Below are 21,186 nucleotides of genomic sequence, written 5' to 3'. Positions count from 1 at the left end.
CAAAGTACTGCACTTTTTCCTGAATGAGCAGTGCATCAGGTGAACGGTGCGGTCAGCCGGCCATGCTGTCGGCCGCAGGATAGTCTACTTTCAACACCTCAAGCACCTGCGTGCCATGAGAGGTGACGAGTGTCACCTCATCGCCTACCCTCGATTTCAAAAGCGCTTTGGCTACCGGACAGACCCAGCTAATTTGCCCCAAGCTACTGATGGCTTCATCAATACCCAGAATGGTGACAGTTCGCTCAAGACCTTCACTGTCGCAGTAGGTTACCTTGGCACCGAAAAATACTTGGTCAGTGCCATGATGGATGGATGGATCGCTCAGGGTAGCAATTTCCAGCCTTTGAGTCAAAAACCGGATGCGCCGGTCAATCTCACGCAGCCGTTTCTTGCCGTACAAATAATCGCCATTTTCTGATCGGTCGCCATTGCTGGCGGCCCAGTGAACGATATCAACTACCTTGGGTCGCTCAATGTCAATCAGCTGCAGCAACTCACCACGCAAGCGCTCATAACCCTGAGGGGTTATGTAATTCTTTCCACTGACGGGAAGTGGGGAAGCTGGCAAATCTTCATCATCATCAGAGTCAGTCTCTTTGGTGAAAGCTTTGTTCATAGCAGTTTAAGTATTGCGTTTGGCAAGCCAGTTATCACTATAAAAATAATTTCTGAATCACATTGCGTTAAGGTCGTAGCAGCATCAAGTTGCTACGCAGTCAAACTGCTTTTGCACCATAAGCCTGCATCAATTAGGCTGCGCACGCTAACGTGGAATGTATTCTGAAAATCAACAGGTACCAGTACGAGTTTCATATAACCCCCTGCGCCTGCTGCGGTACGGGTGGAAAAATTGGAACTGTAAAAACCCATTCCCGAAAAGCGCTTGACGAACATAGAGCACAAACGAAAAAGCCCTAGAACATTACTGTTCTAGGGCTATCGTCTGGTGCGGCTGGCAGGAATTGAACCCACGACCCCTTGGTTCGTAGCCAAGTACTCTATCCAACTGAGCTACAGCCGCCAAGCTTCAAATTATAGCGTAAATATCAAGCATCAATTCCGACATCAAAAGAACAAATAAAAATCTACACACCAGCGATAGAAAAATGACTGTCCAAATTGCGACGACCGGATAAACATACCTGCTCAGTGGCAAGATTCAAGTCGCTTCAACAGTTTTTGGGTTCAATAAATACAGACTTGCAACCTCTGTTCGGCTAAATTTGAACTCATCAAGGAACTGCATACAGCTTCCCGCTACACCGCAAACGAAACACAGCGCATCAAGGACTCGCTCACGCCATGCCTGATGCCATAACGAATCAGCTCTTGGCTATTGACCTTAATCAATGCCTGCATACGCCGACACAGTTAGGCTGGGTGCTCTAACATCTAATTGGAGAAATCATCATGTACCAGCGAATCCTTGTGGCGACCGACGGCTCCGATCTTTCAAAGACCGCCGTGCGCAGCGCCATTGAGCTGGCAGCGGCCGTGGGCGCGGAACTGGTGGCGCTTTACGTCGTTCCGCGTTATCCGGTGAGCTACTTTGAAGGCGGCATCACCATTTCGGTTGAGGATATCGCCAGAACCGAAAAGCAGTGGAGCGACAAAGGTCAGGCCGTGGTTGACGAGGTACAGAAAGAAGCCGAAGCGCTGGGCATCAAGGCCAGGGGAGTGGTTGCCCAGTCTGATTTGGTGGCTGAATCCATCATGTCTGCTGCGACAAAACACAATTGCGATCTTGTCGTCATGGCATCTCATGGCCGAAAAGGCATCAAACGCGTGCTGCTCGGAAGCGAAACCCAGCATGTACTGACACATAGCACGGTGCCTGTTCTGGTTCTGCGCTAGAGTGCATTGATCTTGGAGAAAAAACGGCAATTTAAGCATCAAACAGGCATCTTGTGCATGCTGCAACTGCACATTTAGCTATTGATTAAGTAGCAAAAAATGCCGGCTCTTTTCTTCATCGTAACTACGACTCAAGCCAATTTCATTCTGATAAACCGTCACGCTCAAAATTAAGACAATCTGTCTTCAGACCAATACCTGCACATCCCAGGCGTTTGAATTGAGCTTAATGATTCGCTGATTGCAAAACGAAAAAGGGCGCCCTAAAGGCGCCCCTTTTAACGGGATGCTTGCAACGCCAAGCGGTTTAGACGGGCAGCGGATTGCGCAGGCGAATATGCAGCTCGCGCAACTGCTTTTCATCCACCAGGCTCGGTGCATGCGTCAGCAGGCACTGCGCGCGCTGGGTTTTTGGGAAAGCGATCACGTCGCGAATCGATTCGGCACCGGTCATCATGGTGACGAGCCGGTCCAGGCCAAAAGCCAGACCACCGTGCGGCGGCGCGCCATATTGCAGGGCATCCAGCAGGAAGCCAAACTTCACCTGCGCTTCTTCCGGGCCAATATTCAGCGCATCGAATACTTTGCTCTGCACGTCGGCACGGTGAATACGGACCGAACCCCCGCCAAGTTCCCAGCCATTGAGCACCATGTCATAAGCTTTGGAGATGCAGCGACCCGGATCGGTGTCCATCCAGTCTTCATGGCCGTCTTTCGGGGCGGTGAATGGGTGATGCACCGCGCTCCAGCGCTTGCCCTCGTCGTCGTATTCAAACATCGGGAAATCAACCACCCAGAGCGGTTTCCAGCCCGCAGTGAACAAGCCGGTTTTTTTGCCAAAGGCACTGAGGCCAACTTTCAGCCGTAGGGCGCCAATGCTGTCGTTGACCACCTTGGACTTGTCGGCGCCAAAGAACAGGATGTCGCCGTTTTGCGCGCCCGTGCGCTTGAGGATTTCAGCCACCGCTGCATCGTGAATGTTCTTGACAATCGGGCTTTGCAAGCCTTCACGGCCTTTGCTGGCATCGTTCACCTTGATCCAGGCCAGCCCCTTGGCGCCGTAGATCTTGACGAACTCGGTGTAGGCGTCGATCTCGCTGCGGCTGATTTCAGCGCCACCCGGCACGCGCAGTGCCACGACACGCCCACCCGGTGTGGTGGCGGGTGCGCTGAAGACCTTGAAGTCCACATCACCCATAACATCGGTGAGTTCGGTAAATTCCAGGTCGACGCGCAAATCGGGCTTGTCAGAGCCGTACCGGTGCATTGCTTCGGAATATGCCATCACCGGGAACTCGCCCAAATCGGTGTTCAGCACCGTCTTGAAAATGTTGCTGATCATGCCCTGGAACATGTCGCGAATTTCCTGCTCGCCCATGAAGGACGTTTCGATATCAATCTGGGTAAATTCAGGCTGACGGTCGGCACGCAGGTCTTCATCGCGAAAACATTTGGTGATCTGGTAGTAGCGGTCAAAACCCGCCACCATCAGCATCTGCTTGAACAGTTGCGGGCTTTGCGGCAGCGCAAAAAAGTGACCTTCATTGACGCGGCTGGGCACCAGGTAATCGCGCGCGCCTTCTGGCGTGCTCTTGGTCAGCATCGGGGTTTCGATGTCGATGAACCCGTTGGCATCGAGAAACTTGCGCGTTTCCATCGCCACGCGGTAGCGCAGCATCAGGTTGTTCTGCATATAGGGGCGGCGCAAGTCCAGCACCCGGTGCGTCAGGCGTGTGGTTTCCGACAGGTTGTCGTCGTCTAGCTGAAACGGAGGTGTGACGCTGGCGTTGAGCACGATCAGCTCATGACACAGCACCTCGACCTGGCCGCTTTTCAGGCTGGCGTTGACGGTGCCTTCAGGACGCGCGCGAACAACACCCTTGACCTGAACGCAGAACTCGTTGCGGACATTTTCAGCAACGCCGAACATCTCGGCCCGGTCCGGGTCACAAACCACCTGCACATACCCCTCGCGGTCGCGCAGGTCAATGAAAATCACGCCGCCATGGTCGCGCCGGCGATTGACCCAGCCGCACAGGCTGACGGTTTGATCCATCAAGGTTTCGGTGACCAGACCGCAATAGGTGGAACGCATTTGAGCGCCTTGTTTTTCAGCAATAGTCATAAAAAATACTCGAACTTTCAGTGCCGTCAAAGGCAGTTTTTGCCATTTACAAGGGAGGGTTTAGCGGTGACACCGCACGCTTCGCGGGCACGACAACGCCCATGGAAATCACATACGTCAGCGCCTCATCGACGCTCATCTGCAACTCGATGCATTCAGTTTTCTTGAGCATGACGAAGTAGCCGCCGGTTGGATTGGGGGTGGTCGGGATGTACACACTGATGTAGTCGTCCGGCAGGTGGTTCACCACGTCGCCGCCCGGCAGGCCGGTCAGAAAGCCAATCGTCCACACGCCCTCGCGCGGCCACTGCACCAGCAAGGCCTTGCGAAAAGCATTTCCATTCTCGGAAAACAGCGTGTCGGACACCTGCTTCACGCTGGAGTAGATCGACCGGACAATCGGAATGCGGCGCAACAAAGCATTGCCGAGCATCAAGAGCTTCCTGCCCAGGAAGTTGCTGGCAACAGCCCCCATCAGCAACACAATGCCAAGTGTCAGCAGTACACCGAAACCGGGAAGATGAAACCCCAGCAACCTGTCAGGATGCCAGGCAGCCGGAAGAATCAACAGGGTCTGGTCAAGCGTGGAAACAATCCAGTTGAGCACCGCCAAGGTGATAGCCAAAGGCACCAGAACCAGAAGTCCGGCCAGCAACCATCGGCGAATCGAGCTCATCATGAGGATTTTTTAGAGGCTTCGCCGCTGGTACTGTTGCTGCTGGCAGACGGAGCAGAGACGGCCGCAGGTGCTGCGCTGGCCGGTGCCGCACTAGACGCAGAGGTCGATCCGGTGTCGGCGCTGCCTGTTGCAGCCGCTTGTGATTCGGCGGGTTTGGCAGCAGGAGCTGCGTTATTACCACCGCGAAAATCCGTCACATACCAGCCAGAGCCCTTGAGCTGAAAACCCGCTGCGGTGAGTTGCTTTTTGAAGCTGGAAACTCCGCATTGCGGGCATACCGACAAGGGCGTATCCGACATTTTTTGCAGGACATCCTTGGCAAAGCCACAGGATTCGCATTTGTACGCGTAGATTGGCATGGTGCTTAAGCTCGTTTCCGGAGATTTTCCCGCCTGCGAAAGCGAAGCGGTGCAAAGCCTTTAATTATAAGGGTTTGCCTTGTGTTGCCGCGTCAAGGCCAAGGCAGTGCCCCTGAGCGGGCATTCGGCTTTAGAACAGGCGGATACGCAGCACCACCTGCATAAAAATCAGACCCAAGACAAACCCTAGACCGCCATAAATCACACCCTGCAGCAGCTTGTTGGTCTGTTTTTGCGCTGCCAGCAATTCACTGAGGTCACTGCGGCTGACCGACGGGCCGGCTTTGAGGTATTGAGATAGCAAGCGCGGCAGCATGGGCAGCAATTTGGCATACGTTGGCGCTTCGGCCTTGAGTTGGGCCAGTAGTTTTTCGGGGCCCACTTGCTCCAGCATCCACCGCTCAAGAAAAGGCTTGGCGGTGCTCCAAAGGTCCAAATCGGGATCCAGGTCGCGTCCCAAGCCTTCAATATTGAGCAAAGTTTTTTGCAGCAGTACCAGTTGCGGCTGGATTTCCACCTGAAAACGGCGCGAAGTCTGGAACAGCCGCATCAGCACGATGCCCAGCGACAACTCTTTGAGCGGTCGGTCAAACATCGGCTCGCAGCAGGCGCGAATGGCTGACTCCAGCTCATCGACCCGCGTCGCTGGCGGAACCCAGCCGGACTCGATGTGCAGTTCAGCAACGCGCTTGTAGTCGCGCTGGAAAAAAGCACTGAAGTTTTGCGCCAGGTATTCCTTGTCCACCTCGGTCAGCGTGCCGACAATCCCGAAATCGAGCGAAATGTAGCGGCCAAAAGTTTCCGGTGCCAGGCTGACTTGGATATTGCCGGGATGCATGTCGGCATGAAAAAAGCCATCCCGAAATACCTGGGTGAAAAAAATCGTGACACCGTCGCGTGCCAGCTTTTTCATGTCCACGCCCGCGTCGCGCAGACGCTGGGTCTGGCCGATGGGCACGCCCTTCATGCGCTGCATCACCATCACGTCAGGCATGCAATAGTCCCAGTACATCTCGGGAATCAGCACCAGATTGAGGCTTTGCATATTGCGGCGCAGTTGCGCTGCGTTCGATGCTTCGCGCAGCAGATCAAGCTCGTCATGCAGGTATTTATCGAACTCGGCCACCACCTCGCGCGGCTTCAGGCGCTTGCCATCGCTGGAGGCGCGTTCGACCCAGCCGGCCATCATGCGCATCAGCGCCAGATCTTTTTTGAAAGCTGCGACCATATTGGGCCGCAATACTTTCACGGCGACTTCACGGCCGCCGGGCAAGGTGGCAAAGTGCACCTGGGCAATCGACGCGCTGGCCACCGGCGTTTGCTCAAAACTCTCGAAAATGCGGTCCAGCGGCTTGCCAAAAGATTTTTCAATAATCGCTACCGCCACGGCGGACGGAAATGGCGGCACCCGGTCTTGCAGCCGTGCCAGCTCGTCGGCAATGTCGGGCGGCAGCAGGTCGCGGCGCGTGGACAGCACCTGTCCGAACTTGATAAAAATCGGCCCCAGGCGTTCAAGCGCTTGCCGCAGACGCTCGCCGCGTGGGGCCTTCAGGTTGCGTCCGACCGACACAACGCGAGTTAAGAGGCGAATCCACGGCTTTTCAAAGCTGGACAGCACCAACTCATCCAGACCAAAGCGCAGCATTGTCCAGACAATGAAAAAGCCCCTGAAAATCCGGCTCATTCAGCGGCCTTGGGCGGGGTCGTTGGGGTCGGTGCAACGCTGCTTTTAACAGGGTCAGTTGCTTCATCGCCCTGTGCAGAAGCGTCCTGGAGCGGCTGGCTGAAATCAGGGACGCCACCTTTGACGGCTTCGCGCATTGGGGGCGTTGAAGGGGAAGCGACAGGCGCTGTGGGAAACGCGCTGCGTTCGCGTTCACTTTCTTTTGCCGGCTCTGGGGTGAATGCGGTTGCGGCGGAAGGCGCTGACGCCGGAAACGGCCCCTTTGCCAGCAACTGCTTCAGCCCTGCAGCCAAGCGCCGACCGCCATCAGCCAGCGCATGGGCTGGCGCGTCCCCGATCAGGCGGGACAAATCTTCTTCCGCATCCCAGCGCAGGTTTTCTGCCAGCCAGCCTATTTCTGCGGCCAGTTGAACATCGCCCTCGATCTTGACCGGAGGCGCCTTGCCTGCCAGCGCCGACTGCACGACGACCAGCGGCGACTCGGCGGCCACGGAAAGAACCAGATCCGGCTTTGAAAAAGCAGGCGCCCGGTCTACAAGGCCAGCGGACGTAACTATCAAATCAATAGCAAACAAACCCCACCGCAAGTGCACAACACGGCCTTTTTGACGTAAAAGACGATCCTGCGCCTGCTTTTCCTGCAGGAGAACGTGGTTGAGAAACAGTACCAGCCGCTGCTGCCCCTCATCGACCACCCAGGCGGGCGGCTGAAAACGGGTGGCGATGGACTCCAGAAAAGAAAAAGGGGACGTGTTATTCATACGTCCCCGATTTTGCAGGATAAACAGCCTGCCCGGTGATACCCCCTAATTGCTCATGCTTTCATCTGCCAGCCGGGGCCGCAGGCGCAACGCCCCTGACTGGCTTATTGAAGTGCCTGAACACCAGCCACCAGCCAGCCACCGCTGCCGCTGCGCGGCTTGGTCATGTTCCAGACTTCGCGGAACGGGCTGGCGCCGGCTGAGGCGTCTTCCTTGATCATGCCGGAGAACTCCACGCTGGCCATGTACACGTCGCTCATTTCCTCAATGCCCAGCAACTGTGCATCAAGCATCACGACTTCAGTCTTGTTGGCCACGCCGCCGGTATGGGTTTCACGGTCAGCCAGTTGCGTCTTGATCTGCCCCAGCATGTCGTCAGTCATCATGGCGCGCAGATTCTGGATATCGGAGCGGTCCCAGGCGTCTTGCAATGTCACGAAATTGGCCTTGCAGGCCTTGAGGAAGCCGTCGGCATCAAAACCAGCAGGCACGCCCCATGTCTGCGAGCCGGCCAAACCGGAGCCAATCATTGAGCCGCCAGCGCCAGCCGCTGCAGCGTTGCTGTCAAAAGCCGTGGCATTGCGCTCCCAGGGACGCGCTGAAGCGTCGTTGCCCACATTGGCCGAGTTGTAGTTTCGGGGCGTGGTGGCTTCGGAAGCATTGCCGGCGCCCTGAAAGGCAAACGGCGGCTGCGCCCGCGTCGCCCCTCCCGCATTTGCGCCGCCTCCTTTGAGCTTGCGCATGACAAAACCAATCACCACCATGACCACCAGCGCCAGCAAGGCAAACATGATGATCTGGCCAAAAGCACCGCCCAGACCCAGCGACGAAGCCAGCCACGCCAGACCCAGGCCTGCCGCGAGGCCACCCAACATGGCGCCCCACGGTTTTTTCGGTGCGGCGGCCGCAGCAGCCCCTGCGCCGGGTGCAGCGGAAGGATTGGTCGCGTTGTTGGCCGGTGCCTGGCGCTGCGTCACGTTGGACGACTGCTTGCCAAATGAACCGCCGCCGCCCATGCGCTTGGCGTCCGCTGCTGTTCCTGACAACGTCAGGGTTACCGCAAACACGGTCGAAAGAATCACCTGCCAAATTTTCATATCGTCTCCTTAATCACTGGTGTCAATAACTGCCTCGTGGTCACGAGCGTGAAGCCACGAACTACCCTGTCAACACTTGATTCCAACATGCAACGCCACCACCCCGCCGGACATGTTGTGGTAATCCACATGGCCAAAGCCGGTATTTTTCATAAGGGTTTTCAGCTCGTCCTGGCTCGGATGCATGCGGATCGACTCGGCCAGATACTGGTAACTGGCATCGTCATTGGCCACCAGCTTGCCGATTTTTGGCAACACCTTGAACGAATACCAGTCATAAAGCTTTTCCAGCGGTTTGGCGACCTTGGAAAACTCCAGCACCAGCAGCTTGCCGCCGGGCTTGAGCACCCGGTTCATTTCCCGCAAGGCATTGTCTTTGTGCGTCATGTTGCGCAGGCCGAACGCCACGGTCACCACATCAAAATGCGCATCGCCAAAAGGCAGGTGCTCTGCGTCGCACACCAGCGTCGGCAAGTTCACGCCAGCGTCAATCAGCCGGTTGCGCCCTTCCCTGAGCATGGCTTCGTTGATGTCGGTATGCACCACGCGCCCGGTCGCGCCGACCTTGGGCGCAAAAGCCATTGCCAGGTCGCCTGTGCCGCCGGCAATGTCGAGCACTTGCTGGCCTTCCTTGACGTTGGCGACCATCACGGTGTAGGCCTTCCAGGCGCGGTGCAGGCCCATCGACATCAGGTCGTTCATCACGTCGTATTTGGGCGCGACCGAGTCAAACACACTGCGCACGCGGCGCGCTTTGTCCTGCTCATCGACCGATTCAAAACCAAAATGGGTAGTAGTCATAAAGTGAGTGCCAGGCGGCAAAGCGCCAATTAATAGCAACCCCCTGCGCAGATTCAGGGGGTTACCGGGTTATTGATTCTGAAAATGGGCAGCAGCCAAGGCGGCGCGCCCCTGTCAATGGCTGCTGCAGCCATGCCCGCCGGCGACCACCATCGGCGCATCGCGCTCAACCCCTGCCGCTTGCAGCCTGCGCTGGTAGTCGTCCCACAGACGGCTTTCGTCAGCGCCCAGCTGGTAGAGATAGTCCCAGGTAAAGAGGCCACTTTCATGGCCGTCTGAAAACACCGGCTTGACGGCGTAATTGCCAATCGGCTCCAGCGCAACGACGCCGACTTCACGCTTGCCGGTTTGCAGGATTTCCTGACCGGGGCCGTGGCCCTGCACTTCGGCCGAGGGCGAATAGATGCGCATCAACTCAAACGGAATCCTGAATTGCGCACCGTCTGAAAATGCAATTTCGAGAATGCGCGACTGGCTGTGAACCGTCAGCGCCGTGGGGGTCGGTGACCCGGCTTGAAGACCTGCCATGAGGATGTCTCGCTTTCTTGAAAATGGAGGGGAGGCGCCTCAAAGCGCCATGGCTTCGGCCATCAGCCGGTTGATGTCATGGCTACGCGAGGCAATGGCCGCTGTCTTTTCTTCATCGACCGGACGCTGCGCCGCGCCCCAGATCGGCGCCGGAAAGTGGCTGTCCCAATCAAAACGGGCAATGACATGCCAGTGCAGATGCGGCACCAGATTGCCCAGCGCGGCCAAATTGATCTTGGTCGGCTGCAGTTCGCTGCGCAGCACCTGCTCGACCTTGGCCACTGCATGCATGCAAACCTGCCGCTCAGTGGGCGACAAGTCGGAAAATTCGGCCACATGGCGGTTCCAGATCACGCGGTAAAACGCCGGAAAGCCAGCCTCGCTGGCCTGAATAATGCGCAAGTCGTGGTTGCGAAACACCAGCAAGCCGCCATCACCTTCGCACAGAGGACACGCCGAATTCGTCATACCAGCACCCGTTCAATGCCGCCATTGTTGGCGACGGCCACATAGTCGGGCAGCCAGTTTTTGCCCAGTATCTGGTTGGCCATTTCGACCACGATGTAGTCGGCTTCAAGCAGGCCGTTTTGCAGGTCGTCGCCGTAGCGCTTCAGCCCCTGCAGGCAACTCGGGCAGCTGGTCAAAATCTTGACATTGCCGGTCGCAGCGACGGCCCCCGACGCGCGCAGTTCGGCTTCGCCCTTGCGGATTTCTTCTTCCTTGCGAAAGCGCACCTGCGTCGAGATGTCGGGCCGGGTCACGCCCAGCGTGCCGGATTCGCCGCAGCAACGCTCGCTTTTGAGCACGTTGTCGCCAATCAGCGCCTTGACCGTCTTCATCGAGTCGCCCAGCTTCATCGGGTTGTGGCACGGCTCGTGATAGAGAAAGCCCGGCTGGTTGGCCGGCAAGGTGATGCCTTTTTCCAGCAGGTATTCGTGGATGTCGATGATCCGGCTGCCGGGGAAAATCTTGTCGAACTGGTAGCCCTGCAACTGGTCGTAGCAGGTGCCGCAGCTGACCACCACCGTCTTGATGTCGAGGTAGTTCAGCGTGGTGGCGACCCGGTGGAACAGCACCCGGTTGTCGGTGATCATCTTGTCGGCCTTGTCAAAGTCGCCGCTGCCGCGCTGCGGGTAGCCGCAGCACAAATAGCCCGGCGGCAACACCGTCTGCACACCGGCATGCCAGAGCATCGCCTGCGTCGCCAAGCCGACCTGGCTGAACAAACGCTCCGAGCCGCAGCCCGGAAAGTAAAACACCGCCTCGGTTTCGGCCGTGGTGGCTTTCGGGTTGCGAATGATCGGGACGTAATCCTTGTCCTCAATATCCAGCAACGCCCGCGCGGTTTTCTTCGGCAGGCCACCCGGCATCTTCTTGTTGATGAAATGGATGATCTGTTCCTTGACCGGCGCCTTGCCGACGGTGGCGGGCGGCAGCGCGGTTTGCTTTTTGGCCAGCACCCCGAGCACGTCATTGGCCAGGCGCTGGGCCTTGAAGCCGACATCAACCATCGCCGTGCGCATCACCTTGATGGTCTGCGGACTGGTGGCGTTCAAGAAGAACATCGCCGCCGCATTGCCCGGCCGGAACGATTTCTGGCCCATCTTGCGCAGCAGGTTGCGCATGTTCATCGACACCTCGCCGAAGTCGATGTCCACCGGGCACGGATTCAGGCATTTGTGGCAGACCGTGCAGTGGTCGGCCACGTCCTCGAACTCTTCCCAGTGCTTGAGGCTGATGCCGCGCCGGGTCTGCTCTTCGTACAAAAAGGCCTCGACCAGCAGCGACGTGGCCAGAATCTTGTTGCGCGGGCTGTAGAGCAGGTTGGCGCGCGGCACGTGCGTGGCGCACACTGGCTTGCACTTGCCGCAGCGCAGGCAGTCCTTCACGCTGTCGGCAATCGCGCCGATGTCGCTTTGCTGCATGATCAGCGACTCGTGGCCCATCAACCCGAAGCTGGGTGTGTAGGCATTGGTCAAATCGGCCGCTAGCGCATGCTGTCCGGTCGCGAGCAGCTCTGAATTTCGTAGCAGCTTGCCTTTGTTGAAACGCCCTTCCGGATCGATTCTGGCCTTGTACTCGGTAAAAGGCCGCAGTTCCTCGTCGGTCAGGAATTCGAGCTTGGTGATGCCGATCCCGTGTTCGCCCGAAATCACGCCGTCGAGCGAGCGGGCCAGCACCATGATGCGCGCCACCGCTTCGTGCGCGGTTTGCAGCATTTCGTAGTCATCGCTGTTGACCGGCAGGTTGGTGTGTACATTGCCGTCGCCCGCGTGCATGTGCAGCGCCGCCCAGACGCGACCCTTGAGCACGCGCTTGTGAATCGCGCTGCATTCCTCAAGAATCGGCTTGAACGCGCCGCCGCTGAAAATTGCCTGCAACGGCGCGCGAATCTGGGTTTTCCAGCTGGCGCGCAGCGTGTGGTCTTGCAGTTCCGGGAAATGCACCGCCACGCCCTGCAACCAGCCGGCCCACAGACTGCGCACCTCAGCCACCAGCGCCAGCGCCTGAGCAACCCGGTCTTCCAGAAGTTCAGCCGAAGGAATCTCGTTGGCGTCTTCTACCTTGCCCAAGGGCAGATTGCCCTTGCGGAAAAACGCATCCAGCGCGTCGCACAGCTTGATCTTGTTGCGCAAACTCAACTCGATGTTGATTTGCTCGATGCCGTCGGTGTATTCGGCCATGCGCGGCAGTGGAATCACCACGTCTTCATTGATCTTGAAGGCGTTGGTGTGGCGCGATATAGCCGCTGTTTTCTTGCGGTCCAGCCAGAACTTCTTGCGCGCCTCAGGGCTGATGGCAACAAAGCCTTCGCCGCTGCGCGAATTGGCGATGCGCACGACTTCACTGGTGGCGCGTGCCACCACGTCGGCATCATCCCCGGCAATGTCGCCGATCAGTACCATTTTCGGCACGCCAGTAACGCCGCCCTTGCCGTTGCCGCCGCGCTTGGACTTGGTGGCATAACCGACGGCGCGCAGGTAGCGGTCGTCCAGATGCTCTAACCCGGCCAAAATCGCGCCGCCGCGCTTTTGCTCGGCGAACATGAAATCCTTGATCTCCACGATGCTCGGCACGGCGTCCTTGGCATTGCCAAAAAACTCCATACACACTGTGCGCGTGTGAACCGGCATGCGGTGCACAATCCAGCGCGCGCTGGTGATCAGGCCATCGCAGCCTTCTTTCTGGATGCCCGGCAGGCCGCTCAGGAACTTGTCGGTCACGTCCTTGCCCAGGCCTTGCTTGCGGAACGTCTTGCCGGGAATGTCGAGCCGCTCGGTGCGAATCGGCGTCTTGCCGTCAGCCTCGAAGTAATTCAAATCGAAACTCGCCATCTCGGCGTCGTGAATTTTCCCCAGGTTGTGGCCCACGCGGGTCACTTCGAGCCACTCGGCGTCAGGCGTCACCATGCGCCACGAGGCCAGGTTGTCCAGCGCCGTGCCCCACAGCACGGCCTTCTTGCCGCCGGCATTCATGGCAATGTTGCCGCCAATGCACGAGGCTTCAGCCGATGTCGGGTCAACCGCAAATACAAAGCCGCCGCGCTCGGCCGCATCGGCCACGCGCTGCGTCACCACGCCGGCTTCGGTCCAGACGGTGGCCACCGGCTGATTCAGGCCGGGCAGCGAGACCATCTCGACTTCCGTCATGGCTTCGAGCTTTTCGGTGTTGATGACCGCCGATTTCCAGGTCAGCGGAATCGCGCCGCCGGTGTAGCCCGTGCCGCCGCCGCGCGGCACGATCGTCAGCCCCAGCTCGATGCAGGCCTTGACCAGCCCGGCCATTTCGACTTCGGTATCGGGCGTCAGCACCACGAACGGGTATTCGACACGCCAGTCGGTCGCGTCGGTCACATGCGAGACACGCGACAGGCCATCGAACTTGATGTTGTCTTTCAGCGTGATCTTGCGCAGCTTGCGCTCGGTCTGCTGGCGCAGGCTGGCGACTTCCTCGAACGAGGCCGAAAACCGGCCAATGGCCGCCTGTGCGCCTTGCAGCAATTCACCCACGATGGCATCGCGCTCGCTGTCGGCTTGCGGCGTGCGGCGTTTCTCGATTTCTGACAACCGGTGCTGCAGGGCTTCGACCAGCAGCTTGCGGCGCTTGGGGTTGTCGAGCAGGTCGTCTTGCAGGTACGGGTTGCGCTGCACCACCCAGATGTCGCCCAGCACTTCGTACAGCATGCGCGCCGAGCGGCCGGTGTGGCGTTCGCCGCGCAGCAGGTTGAGCAAGTCCCAGGCCCGGCTGCCGAGCAGACGAATCACCACTTCCCGGTCAGAAAACGAGGTGTAGTTGTAGGGAATCTCGCGGATGCGTGCTTCTGTGTGTTTTGCGTTGTCGGCAAAAACGTTCAATTCTTGGAGGGTAGTAGGTGCGTTCATCGTGAAATTTCAGCGGCTTCGGACCCACGTCCAGCACTGTAGCCCGATATTATCGCAGCGCCTCCTTTAGAGGCGCGCGGCCAGAATGACCCCATGAAACCCCCGCTTGCCTTGCGCGCAACGTGCCGTTTAAATGGCGCTGCCGCCCACAGTTTTTACACGGCCATTTTTTAACACTGCGAAGCAGCGCCCCGTTTTCAGGAGATTGCATGACAAGCCGCCCCTCCACATTGACATTTGCAACACCCGATTTTGACCCCGCCACTGGCAACCGCCGTTAACTCAAATGCCTGCCCACACCGCCCAATGGCCTTACCCGTTCTGGATTGCCCACCGGGGCGCCGGCAAGCTGGCGCCTGAAAACACACTTGCCGCGTTCCGCCTGGGCGCGCAGCACGGCTACCGGATGTTTGAATGCGATGCCAAGCTCAGCGCCGACGGCGTGCCTTTCCTGATGCACGACGCCACGCTCGCTCGCACGACCAACGCGGTTGAAAAGCTGGCAAACGACGCTACTGCAACGGGTGCCGACCACACCTGGGCCGAATTGTCGCAACTCGACGCTGGCAGCTGGCATTCGCGTACCTTTGCCGGCGAGCCGCTGCCGACGCTGGAAAACGCCGCCCGGTTTTGCCGCGCCAATGACTATGCACTGAACATCGAGATCAAGCCGACGCCCGGAACCGAACGCCGCACCGGCGAGGTAGTGGCCGCCCACGCCCTGCGCCTGTGGCAAGGGGCCAGCGTTGCGCCGCTGCTGACGTCTTTTTCGCGCGATGCGCTGCAGGGCGCACGCGAAACCGCGCCCGGTTTGCCGCGCGCCTTGCTGCTGGACACCTTGCCTGAGGACTGGCTGCAAGCCGCCCGCGGGCTGGGTTGCGTTGCCGTGGTCTGCAACCATAGCTTGTGGAGCAGTGTGCATGTTGAAAAAGTCCATGATGCCGGCTTGCGCGCCTTGAGCTACACCGTGAACGACGCGCCCGCCGCGCAGCGACTGATGGCGCTGGGCACCGACGGCATCATCACCGACCGCGTGGATCTGTTCAGCCCGGCTGAACGCGTGAACCGCTGACAGCGCCGCCAGTTGCCTGCGCTTTTCTTGATTTAGATCAAGAAACCGGCACAGGCAATTTTCCGGGCGTCGCTGCGTCAGCGCTTCCAGCCGCCCAGCAGCACCCATTGGCTGCTGGCCATTGCCAGCACCAGCAGCACATACGTCAGCAGCTTGCCATCGCGCCCCAGCAGCACCAGCCCGGCCGTCAGAACGCCCAAACCTACTACAAAATTAATAGCTGCCTGCGCCCACCAGGCTTGCGCAAACGACTGTTTTGACCTGAAATAACCAAAAAACAGACGCGGCAATACCACTAACAGCAAAGCCAGCAACGCGGCGGGGGCGACAAAGTTAAGCAGGTGGTCGGCAAGCAGGTAAGCAGTCATGTCAGCCCGTTATTTCAAAGAAAAGCGCGCCCTGTGAAGGCCGAAAAGGAGATTGTGGCCGTGCATCGTTTGCAGCCTCCTAAAATTTTATAATCAGCGCATGTCAGTCTGGGCCTTGGGGCTAAACCATCACACCGCACCGCTGGATTTGCGTGGGCGCTTCGCATTTGCCCTCGATCAGATCGAGCCGACCTTGCGCGGCCTGCGCGCGGCGATTCCGCGCCAGCCCGAGGCGACGCTGCTGTCGACCTGCAACCGCACCGAAATTTACTGCGCTGGCGACAGCAATGACCTGGACAACACGCTGGAATGGCTGGCGCATAACGGCGGCGTCTCGTTGTCCGTGCTGCGCGCCCATGCTTACACGCTGCAAGACGACCAGGCCGCGCGCCATGCCTTTCGGGTGGCCAGCGGGCTTGACTCCATGGTGCTGGGCGAGCCGCAAATTCTGGGCCAGATGAAAGACGCCGTGCGCGCCGCCGAAGACGCCGGTGCGATGGGCACCACGCTGCACCAGTTGTTCCAGCGCTCGTTTGCCGTCGCCAAGGAAGTGCGCACCAGCACCGAAATCGGCGCGCACAGCATCAGCATGGCCGCCGCCGCCGTGCGGCTGGCCGGCCAGTTGTTTGAAGACCTGAGCGACATCAAGGTGCTGTTTGTCGGCGCTGGCGAAATGATTGATTTGGCGGCCACCCACTTTGCCGCCAAAAACCCGAAAGCGATGGCGATTGCCAACCGCACGCTGGAGCGCGGCGAAAAGCTCGCCAGCCGCTTTGGCGCCGAAGTCATGCGCCTGAGCGACCTGCCCAGCCGCCTGCACGAATTTGACGCCGTCATCAGCTGCACCGCCAGCACCCTGCCCATCATTGGCCTGGGCGCGGTCGAGCGGGCCGTGAAACTGCGCAAGCACCGGCCCATGTTCATGGTCGATCTGGCCGTGCCGCGCGACATCGAAGTCGAAGTCAAGGCGCTGCCCGATATTTACCTCTACACCGTCGATGACCTGGCGCATGTGGTGCAAACCGGCAAGGACAGCCGGCAAGCCGCCGTAGCCGACGCCGAAGTCATCATCAACTCCGGCGTGCAAAACTTCATGCACTGGCTGGAGCAGCGCGGCACCGTGCCGTTGATCCAGCAGCTCAATGCACAAGCCGACATCTGGCGCGCCACAGAAATCATGCGCGCCAAAAAATTGCTGGCCCGGGGCGAGTCGATTGACGCCGTGCTCGAAGCCATGAGCCGTGGTCTGACCCAGAAAATGATGCACGGCACGCTGGCCGAACTGCATGCCGGCGACGCCAGCAGTCGCGAAGCCACGGCGCATACCGTGTCCAAGCTGTTTTTGCGCGGCCAGTCGCCCAGAGCCGCGGCAGAGCGCAAAGAGCGTTAGCGCCGGCCTTCGCCGCTCATGCAGCCGGTTGGTTGCGCCCTACTCCTGGCGATTTTGCTGGCAGCTTCTCCTGATTTTTCTTTTCACTGCATGAAACCCTTTCTTCGCCAGACCCTCGACCGCCAGTTGCTGCGCCTGCACGAACTTGACGCTTTGCTGTCCGCCAGCGATGTGGTCAGCGACCTGAACCGCTTTCGCACCCTGACCCGCGAACATGCCGAGGCCAGCGTCGTGGCCGAGCAGTACAACCGCCTCACGCGCCGAGAAGCCGACCTGGACAGCGCCGAAAGCATGCTGGCTGAAGCCAAAAACGACCCCGACATGGCAGCGATGGCCGAGGAAGAAATCGACGCCGCGAAAGCCGACATTGCGCAAATCGACGAAGCGCTGCAGCTGATGCTGATTCCAAAAGACCCGGACGACAAGCGCGCGGCGTTTGTCGAAATCCGCGCCGGCGCTGGCGGCGATGAGTCGGCGCTGTTCGCAGCTGACCTGTTTCGCCTGTACACCCGCTTTGCCGAGCGCAAGCGCTGGCAGGTCGAAATCATCAGCGAGTCGCCGAGCGAGTTGGGTGGCTACAAGGAAGTGGTGCTGCGCATCGACGGCCCGCCGGACATTCTGGGCGTGGGCGTGTACGGCAAACTGCGCTTTGAGTCGGGCGGCCACCGTGTGCAGCGCGTGCCGGCGACTGAAACGCAAGGCCGCATCCACACCAGCGCCTGCACCGTGGCCGTGCTGGCCGAGCCGGACGAAACCGTCGCCATCCAGATCAACCCGGCTGATTTGCGCATCGACACCTACCGCGCCAGCGGCGCCGGTGGCCAGCACATCAACAAGACCGATTCAGCGGTGCGCATCACGCACATTCCGACCGGCATCGTCGCCGAATGCCAGGAAGGCCGCAGCCAGCACGGCAACAAAGCCCAGGCGATGAAGGTGCTGACCGCGCGCATCCACGAGAAAGACCGATCGGCGCAGGCCGCCAAAGATGCCGCCGAGCGCAAGGGCCTGATTGGCAGCGGCGACCGCAGCGACCGCATCCGCACCTACAACTTCCCGCAAGGCCGGCTGACCGACCACCGCATCAACCTGACGCTGTACAAGCTGCTCACCATCATGGAGGGCGACCTGGACGATGTGGTGACAGCGCTGCAGGTGGCGCGCGGTGCAGAGCAATTGAACGAGCTGGAAACGGCCAACAACGGCGGCTGAACCCCCGAAAAATCCGTTTTTTATATCAAATAGCCTTCTTGTGCAATAGCCACGGGCGCAAGCAGCTATTTTTTTAATAGCAAAATCAGATTAAAACCGTGAATCAACCGACTTGCACACAAGCCTTGGCGGCTGCCCAGACGCTCGGGCTGGAACGGCTCGATGCTCAGTTGCTGCTGCTGCACGCGCTGGGCAAACCCGCCAGCGCGCGCGCCTGGCTGCTGGCGCACGACACCGATGAATTGACGCTTGAAGTCGCCCAAGCGTTTCGTGCGCTGTGCATACGCCGGGCCAGCGGCGAACCGCTGGCTTATATCGTCGGCAGCAAGGAGTTTTTCGGGCTGGCGCTGCAGGTCGATGGACGCGTGCTGGTGCCACGGCCTGACACTGAAACGCTGGTGGACTGGTCACTCGAACGGCTGCAACTGTCCGGCTTGCTGCAGGTGCTGGATCTGGGCACGGGCAGCGGCGCGATTGCGCTGGCCATCGCCCACAGCCTGCAGGCAGCGGGCCGCCCGGCGCAGATCACAGCCGTGGATAGCAGCACGGATGCGCTTGATGTGGCCCGTGACAATGCCGCGCGGCTGGGGCTGACGGTTGACTTCATTGAAAGCGGCTGGCTGAAGCAGGTGACGGGCCGTTTTGATCTTATTGCCAGTAATCCGCCCTACATCGCCAGCGCTGATCCGCATCTGGCGGCCTTGGCGCATGAGCCGCTGCAGGCGCTGACCGCCGGGGCCGACGGGCTGGACGACATCCGGCAAATCATTAAAGAGGCCCCCAGCCATTTGCTGCTAGGCGGCTGGCTGCTGCTGGAGCATGGTTACGACCAGGCGGACCGGGTGCGAAATTTGCTGACGCAGCGCGGCTTTTCGCAGGTTCAAAGCCGGCTGGACCTGGCGGGAATCGAGCGTTGCTCGGGCGGCCAGTGGCACCCATGACGGACTATCCCTGCCAGGCGCGGGGCCTGGAGCAGACAGCGATAATCAGGACTTGAATTCTTGTATTCAGATTCCATGTTTTTAACGTCCCGGCGCCATCGCCGGTTAATGAGTTTCACGGCCCCTTATGGCCGCTTTACCTGAAGGATTTCAACATGAGCACCATCGACCCGACCCAAGAGCGCATTGCGCAAATCGTCAAATCCAGCGACGTGGTTCTTTTCATGAAGGGCACGGCCCAGTTCCCGATGTGCGGTTTTTCCGGCCGCGCCATTCAGGTGCTCAAAGCCTGCGGCGTGAACAAGCCCGCCACCGTCAACGTGCTGGAAGACGAAGGCATTCGCAACGGCATCAAGGAATACAGCAACTGGCCCACCATTCCCCAGTTGTATGTCAAGGGCGAATTTGTCGGCGGCTCTGACATCATGATGGAGATGTACCAAAACGGCGAACTCCAGGAAATGCTGGGCGCGCCACAAGCCTGAATCTGAAACGCCCTTGACGGGCGTTTTTTAATTCAGCGGCTGCGTCAGCTGAACTCAGTTTGTATAGCCTGCGCAGGCGCCGGCGTTAACCCGGCCCTTGCATTCGCGCATCAGGCGACTGCTTCGCTCTTTGGTGGTTTCTGCCGAGCCTGGCAGAAACTTGATTTGACCGCTGGTACTGCTCTTTTTGCGGGTCTTCGTTGCCTTCGGCTTGCCGTCCGCGTCCACGGAAGCCGCCTGGGAATGCGCACAGAACCCCAGCGCTAGCGCCATCAACAGCCACGCGCCTGTACGTTTGATCACGTCATTTTTCATTTTTATTCCCTGTATCTGCATGCGCAGGCTTGTCGCTGAGCGTGCGTGTCTGGTGAGGTGAACGGATTGACTGTCACTGCAGCTTGGGGTCGCCATAGAGCGCGTCATCGGGCGGCGCCTCTGCAGGCAAGCGGAAATCTTCGCTGGCCCATGCGCCCAAGTCATTGTTTTTACAGCGTTCACTGCAAAAAGGACGAAAAGGATTGCGCTGGGAATAAATACTGGGGCCGCCGCAAGCGGGGCACACCACTTGTCGCTCTGGCAACGGGTCTTTTTTCATGGTTTGAAGAAGATAAATAACGCTGGAAAACGCCAAGTTTGTGGCTTGGCAAAGCTCAGCTGCAAAGCGTCAATTCAAATACCGTGTCGTCTGTACTGGTATGAAGGCGTCCATCGCTTTCCTGGCGCATGAAGCGGGCCGATACCATCATGCGGTTGCAGCTTATTTCGGGAATCAGCCCCAGCGCAGAGTCGAGCCGAAGCCGCAGCAACTGAAAAGTTCGCCCTTGGGGCAGCATTTGCTGGTATTGCCCGGCCGGGGCGGCGAATTTTTGTGGCGATCCGGAGTCGCGAACCATGCCCAGAAGCAAACGCAAAGACTCTGCAAGTGGCACCAGCGGTGACACCCAGCGCTGCAGGTCTTGCTGGCGTGTAGTAGCTGAAAGATATTGCCACGCATGGTAAGCCGGCAAGTCGAACTCGCAGGTGCCGCCCGGAATCGCTATGCGGCTGCGAATGCTCATCAGCCAGTCATTTTCAGTCAGGGAGTGACCGACCTTGCCTGAAAGCGCATTGAGGCTCGCAAAACAACTATCGAGCTGTGCGGTGATGTCGTCCAGCACCTTTTCGGAAATGGCCGGGTTGCCTCGGTAGCCATTGAGCACATGTTTTTGCTTTTCAATGTCCTTGAGCATGTCGGTTTTCAGATCTGCCCGCGCCCCCACATCCATGATTTCGAAAATGGTGGCCAGGGCATGGTGGTGGTCTATCGGGCTTTCTCGATCTACCAGTTCTGACAGACGCAAAAACAGGTTCTCGAGACGCAGATAGGTACGCATGCGTTCGTTAAAAGGGTACTCGTAGAGGATCACGGAGCTGGTTTTCCTGGCTTTAGGGATGGTTTTTGTTCA

The 21,186-nt window shown here is 58.9% G+C and carries 21 protein-coding genes and 1 tRNA gene; 6 read left to right on the top strand and 16 right to left on the bottom strand.

Going from position 1 to position 21,186, the window contains the following annotated elements:
- Positions 1 to 52: 52 nt before the first annotated feature.
- Positions 53 to 619, bottom strand: coding sequence for a transcription elongation factor GreB (greB, locus tag RCH06_RS15365; RefSeq protein WP_327082340.1), 567 nt, complete (start codon positions 617 to 619; stop codon positions 53 to 55).
- Positions 620 to 947: 328 nt separating this feature from the next.
- Positions 948 to 1,024 (bottom strand) — tRNA-Arg (locus RCH06_RS15360).
- A gap of 389 nt (positions 1,025 to 1,413) precedes the next feature.
- On the opposite strand from RCH06_RS15360, the gene RCH06_RS15355 reads away from it, so the two are divergent.
- On the top strand, positions 1,414 to 1,857 hold the full coding sequence (locus tag RCH06_RS15355; RefSeq protein WP_327082339.1) for a universal stress protein: 444 nt from the start codon (positions 1,414 to 1,416) through the stop codon (positions 1,855 to 1,857).
- Between the two features lie 307 nt (positions 1,858 to 2,164).
- Here RCH06_RS15355 and aspS read toward each other — a convergent pair whose 3' ends face one another.
- From aspS to RCH06_RS15305, 10 genes are all read right to left on the bottom strand, one after another.
- On the bottom strand, positions 2,165 to 3,952 hold the full coding sequence (gene aspS / locus RCH06_RS15350; protein ID WP_327082338.1) for an aspartate--tRNA ligase: 1,788 nt from the start codon (positions 3,950 to 3,952) through the stop codon (positions 2,165 to 2,167).
- A gap of 76 nt (positions 3,953 to 4,028) precedes the next feature.
- Complete coding sequence (locus RCH06_RS15345) at positions 4,029 to 4,658, bottom strand: DUF502 domain-containing protein (RefSeq protein ID WP_327082337.1); 630 nt, start codon at positions 4,656 to 4,658, stop codon at positions 4,029 to 4,031.
- Positions 4,658 to 5,020, bottom strand: a complete 363-nt coding sequence (locus RCH06_RS15340; RefSeq protein WP_327082336.1) for an FmdB family zinc ribbon protein — start codon at positions 5,018 to 5,020, stop codon at positions 4,658 to 4,660. The genes RCH06_RS15345 and RCH06_RS15340 overlap by 1 nt, the downstream gene beginning before the upstream one ends.
- 130 nt (positions 5,021 to 5,150) lie before the next feature.
- Entirely contained in the window at positions 5,151 to 6,704 is a 1,554-nt protein-coding gene (gene ubiB / locus RCH06_RS15335; RefSeq protein ID WP_327082335.1) for a ubiquinone biosynthesis regulatory protein kinase UbiB, read from the bottom strand.
- Positions 6,701 to 7,465, bottom strand: a complete 765-nt coding sequence (locus RCH06_RS15330; RefSeq protein ID WP_327082334.1) for a ubiquinone biosynthesis accessory factor UbiJ — start codon at positions 7,463 to 7,465, stop codon at positions 6,701 to 6,703. The genes ubiB and RCH06_RS15330 overlap by 4 nt, the downstream gene beginning before the upstream one ends.
- Positions 7,466 to 7,569: 104 nt before the next feature.
- A complete protein-coding gene (locus RCH06_RS15325) occupies positions 7,570 to 8,562 on the bottom strand; it encodes a Tim44 domain-containing protein (protein ID WP_327082333.1) in 993 nt (330 codons plus the stop codon).
- A 69-nt stretch (positions 8,563 to 8,631) separates the two neighbouring features.
- The gene (gene ubiE / locus RCH06_RS15320; RefSeq protein ID WP_327082332.1) at positions 8,632 to 9,363 is read right to left on the bottom strand and encodes a bifunctional demethylmenaquinone methyltransferase/2-methoxy-6-polyprenyl-1,4-benzoquinol methylase UbiE; all 732 of its coding nucleotides are present in this window, start codon (positions 9,361 to 9,363) and stop codon (positions 8,632 to 8,634) included.
- A 114-nt stretch (positions 9,364 to 9,477) separates the two neighbouring features.
- On the bottom strand, positions 9,478 to 9,891 hold the full coding sequence (locus RCH06_RS15315) for a DUF971 domain-containing protein (RefSeq protein WP_327082331.1): 414 nt from the start codon (positions 9,889 to 9,891) through the stop codon (positions 9,478 to 9,480).
- Between the two features lie 39 nt (positions 9,892 to 9,930).
- Positions 9,931 to 10,359 carry an HIT family protein gene (locus tag RCH06_RS15310; RefSeq protein ID WP_327082330.1) on the bottom strand — a complete coding sequence of 143 codons (429 nt, stop codon included), beginning with the start codon at positions 10,357 to 10,359 and terminating at the stop codon, positions 9,931 to 9,933.
- A complete protein-coding gene (locus RCH06_RS15305) occupies positions 10,356 to 14,273 on the bottom strand; it encodes an FAD/FMN-binding oxidoreductase (RefSeq protein ID WP_327082329.1) in 3,918 nt (1,305 codons plus the stop codon). The genes RCH06_RS15310 and RCH06_RS15305 overlap by 4 nt, the downstream gene beginning before the upstream one ends.
- Before the next feature lie 286 nt (positions 14,274 to 14,559).
- Between RCH06_RS15305 and ugpQ the strand changes: the two genes are divergently transcribed.
- Entirely contained in the window at positions 14,560 to 15,345 is a 786-nt protein-coding gene (gene ugpQ / locus RCH06_RS15300) for a glycerophosphodiester phosphodiesterase (protein ID WP_327082328.1), read from the top strand.
- Positions 15,346 to 15,422: 77 nt separating this feature from the next.
- Here ugpQ and RCH06_RS15295 read toward each other — a convergent pair whose 3' ends face one another.
- Positions 15,423 to 15,713: a hypothetical protein gene (locus tag RCH06_RS15295; protein WP_327082327.1), complete on the bottom strand. Its 291-nt coding sequence runs from the start codon at positions 15,711 to 15,713 to the stop codon at positions 15,423 to 15,425.
- Positions 15,714 to 15,813: 100 nt separating this feature from the next.
- Between RCH06_RS15295 and hemA the strand changes: the two genes are divergently transcribed.
- The 4 genes from hemA to grxD all read left to right on the top strand — a co-directional run bounded on the left by hemA (position 15,814) and on the right by grxD (position 19,741).
- The gene (hemA, locus tag RCH06_RS15290) at positions 15,814 to 17,103 is read left to right on the top strand and encodes a glutamyl-tRNA reductase (RefSeq protein ID WP_327082326.1); all 1,290 of its coding nucleotides are present in this window, start codon (positions 15,814 to 15,816) and stop codon (positions 17,101 to 17,103) included.
- A 90-nt stretch (positions 17,104 to 17,193) separates the two neighbouring features.
- On the top strand, positions 17,194 to 18,315 hold the full coding sequence (gene prfA / locus RCH06_RS15285; protein WP_327082325.1) for a peptide chain release factor 1: 1,122 nt from the start codon (positions 17,194 to 17,196) through the stop codon (positions 18,313 to 18,315).
- 98 nt (positions 18,316 to 18,413) lie between these two features.
- Positions 18,414 to 19,256: a peptide chain release factor N(5)-glutamine methyltransferase gene (gene prmC, locus RCH06_RS15280; RefSeq protein ID WP_327082324.1), complete on the top strand. Its 843-nt coding sequence runs from the start codon at positions 18,414 to 18,416 to the stop codon at positions 19,254 to 19,256.
- A 155-nt stretch (positions 19,257 to 19,411) separates the two neighbouring features.
- On the top strand, positions 19,412 to 19,741 hold the full coding sequence (gene grxD, locus RCH06_RS15275) for a Grx4 family monothiol glutaredoxin (RefSeq protein ID WP_327082323.1): 330 nt from the start codon (positions 19,412 to 19,414) through the stop codon (positions 19,739 to 19,741).
- Between the two features lie 54 nt (positions 19,742 to 19,795).
- On the opposite strand, the gene RCH06_RS15270 is transcribed toward grxD, so the two are convergent.
- The 3 genes from RCH06_RS15270 to zapD all read right to left on the bottom strand — a co-directional run bounded on the left by RCH06_RS15270 (position 19,796) and on the right by zapD (position 21,147).
- The gene (locus RCH06_RS15270; protein ID WP_327082322.1) at positions 19,796 to 20,056 is read right to left on the bottom strand and encodes a hypothetical protein; all 261 of its coding nucleotides are present in this window, start codon (positions 20,054 to 20,056) and stop codon (positions 19,796 to 19,798) included.
- 73 nt (positions 20,057 to 20,129) lie between these two features.
- Positions 20,130 to 20,336: a DNA gyrase inhibitor YacG gene (locus RCH06_RS15265; protein ID WP_327082321.1), complete on the bottom strand. Its 207-nt coding sequence runs from the start codon at positions 20,334 to 20,336 to the stop codon at positions 20,130 to 20,132.
- A 55-nt stretch (positions 20,337 to 20,391) separates the two neighbouring features.
- A complete protein-coding gene (gene zapD, locus RCH06_RS15260; RefSeq protein ID WP_327082320.1) occupies positions 20,392 to 21,147 on the bottom strand; it encodes a cell division protein ZapD in 756 nt (251 codons plus the stop codon).
- Between the last annotated feature and the right edge of the window lie 39 nt (positions 21,148 to 21,186).

Source organism: Polaromonas sp. CG_9.5 (genome assembly GCF_035984465.1).
GTDB lineage: Bacteria > Pseudomonadota > Gammaproteobacteria > Burkholderiales > Burkholderiaceae_C > Polaromonas.
The sequence above is the reverse complement of the archived record's forward strand: the minus strand, read 5'-3'. Positions and strand labels throughout refer to the sequence as shown.

Coding starts and splice junctions, on each gene's coding strand:
- aspS (WP_327082338.1), bottom strand. CDS start 3,952: ATGCGTTCCACCTATTGCGGTCTGGTCACCGAAACCTTGATGGATCAA.
- RCH06_RS15305 (WP_327082329.1), bottom strand. CDS start 14,273: ATGAACGCACCTACTACCCTCCAAGAATTGAACGTTTTTGCCGACAAC.
- RCH06_RS15345 (WP_327082337.1), bottom strand. CDS start 4,658: ATGAGCTCGATTCGCCGATGGTTGCTGGCCGGACTTCTGGTTCTGGTG.
- RCH06_RS15315 (WP_327082331.1), bottom strand. CDS start 9,891: ATGGCAGGTCTTCAAGCCGGGTCACCGACCCCCACGGCGCTGACGGTT.
- hemA (WP_327082326.1), top strand. CDS start 15,814: ATGTCAGTCTGGGCCTTGGGGCTAAACCATCACACCGCACCGCTGGAT.
- ubiE (WP_327082332.1), bottom strand. CDS start 9,363: ATGACTACTACCCATTTTGGTTTTGAATCGGTCGATGAGCAGGACAAA.
- RCH06_RS15265 (WP_327082321.1), bottom strand. CDS start 20,336: ATGAAAAAAGACCCGTTGCCAGAGCGACAAGTGGTGTGCCCCGCTTGC.
- RCH06_RS15325 (WP_327082333.1), bottom strand. CDS start 8,562: ATGAAAATTTGGCAGGTGATTCTTTCGACCGTGTTTGCGGTAACCCTG.
- ugpQ (WP_327082328.1), top strand. CDS start 14,560: ATGCCTGCCCACACCGCCCAATGGCCTTACCCGTTCTGGATTGCCCAC.
- RCH06_RS15340 (WP_327082336.1), bottom strand. CDS start 5,020: ATGCCAATCTACGCGTACAAATGCGAATCCTGTGGCTTTGCCAAGGAT.
- grxD (WP_327082323.1), top strand. CDS start 19,412: ATGAGCACCATCGACCCGACCCAAGAGCGCATTGCGCAAATCGTCAAA.
- ubiB (WP_327082335.1), bottom strand. CDS start 6,704: ATGAGCCGGATTTTCAGGGGCTTTTTCATTGTCTGGACAATGCTGCGC.
- RCH06_RS15270 (WP_327082322.1), bottom strand. CDS start 20,056: ATGAAAAATGACGTGATCAAACGTACAGGCGCGTGGCTGTTGATGGCG.
- RCH06_RS15330 (WP_327082334.1), bottom strand. CDS start 7,465: ATGAATAACACGTCCCCTTTTTCTTTTCTGGAGTCCATCGCCACCCGT.
- RCH06_RS15310 (WP_327082330.1), bottom strand. CDS start 10,359: ATGACGAATTCGGCGTGTCCTCTGTGCGAAGGTGATGGCGGCTTGCTG.
- prfA (WP_327082325.1), top strand. CDS start 17,194: ATGAAACCCTTTCTTCGCCAGACCCTCGACCGCCAGTTGCTGCGCCTG.
- RCH06_RS15355 (WP_327082339.1), top strand. CDS start 1,414: ATGTACCAGCGAATCCTTGTGGCGACCGACGGCTCCGATCTTTCAAAG.
- greB (WP_327082340.1), bottom strand. CDS start 619: ATGAACAAAGCTTTCACCAAAGAGACTGACTCTGATGATGATGAAGAT.
- RCH06_RS15295 (WP_327082327.1), bottom strand. CDS start 15,713: ATGACTGCTTACCTGCTTGCCGACCACCTGCTTAACTTTGTCGCCCCC.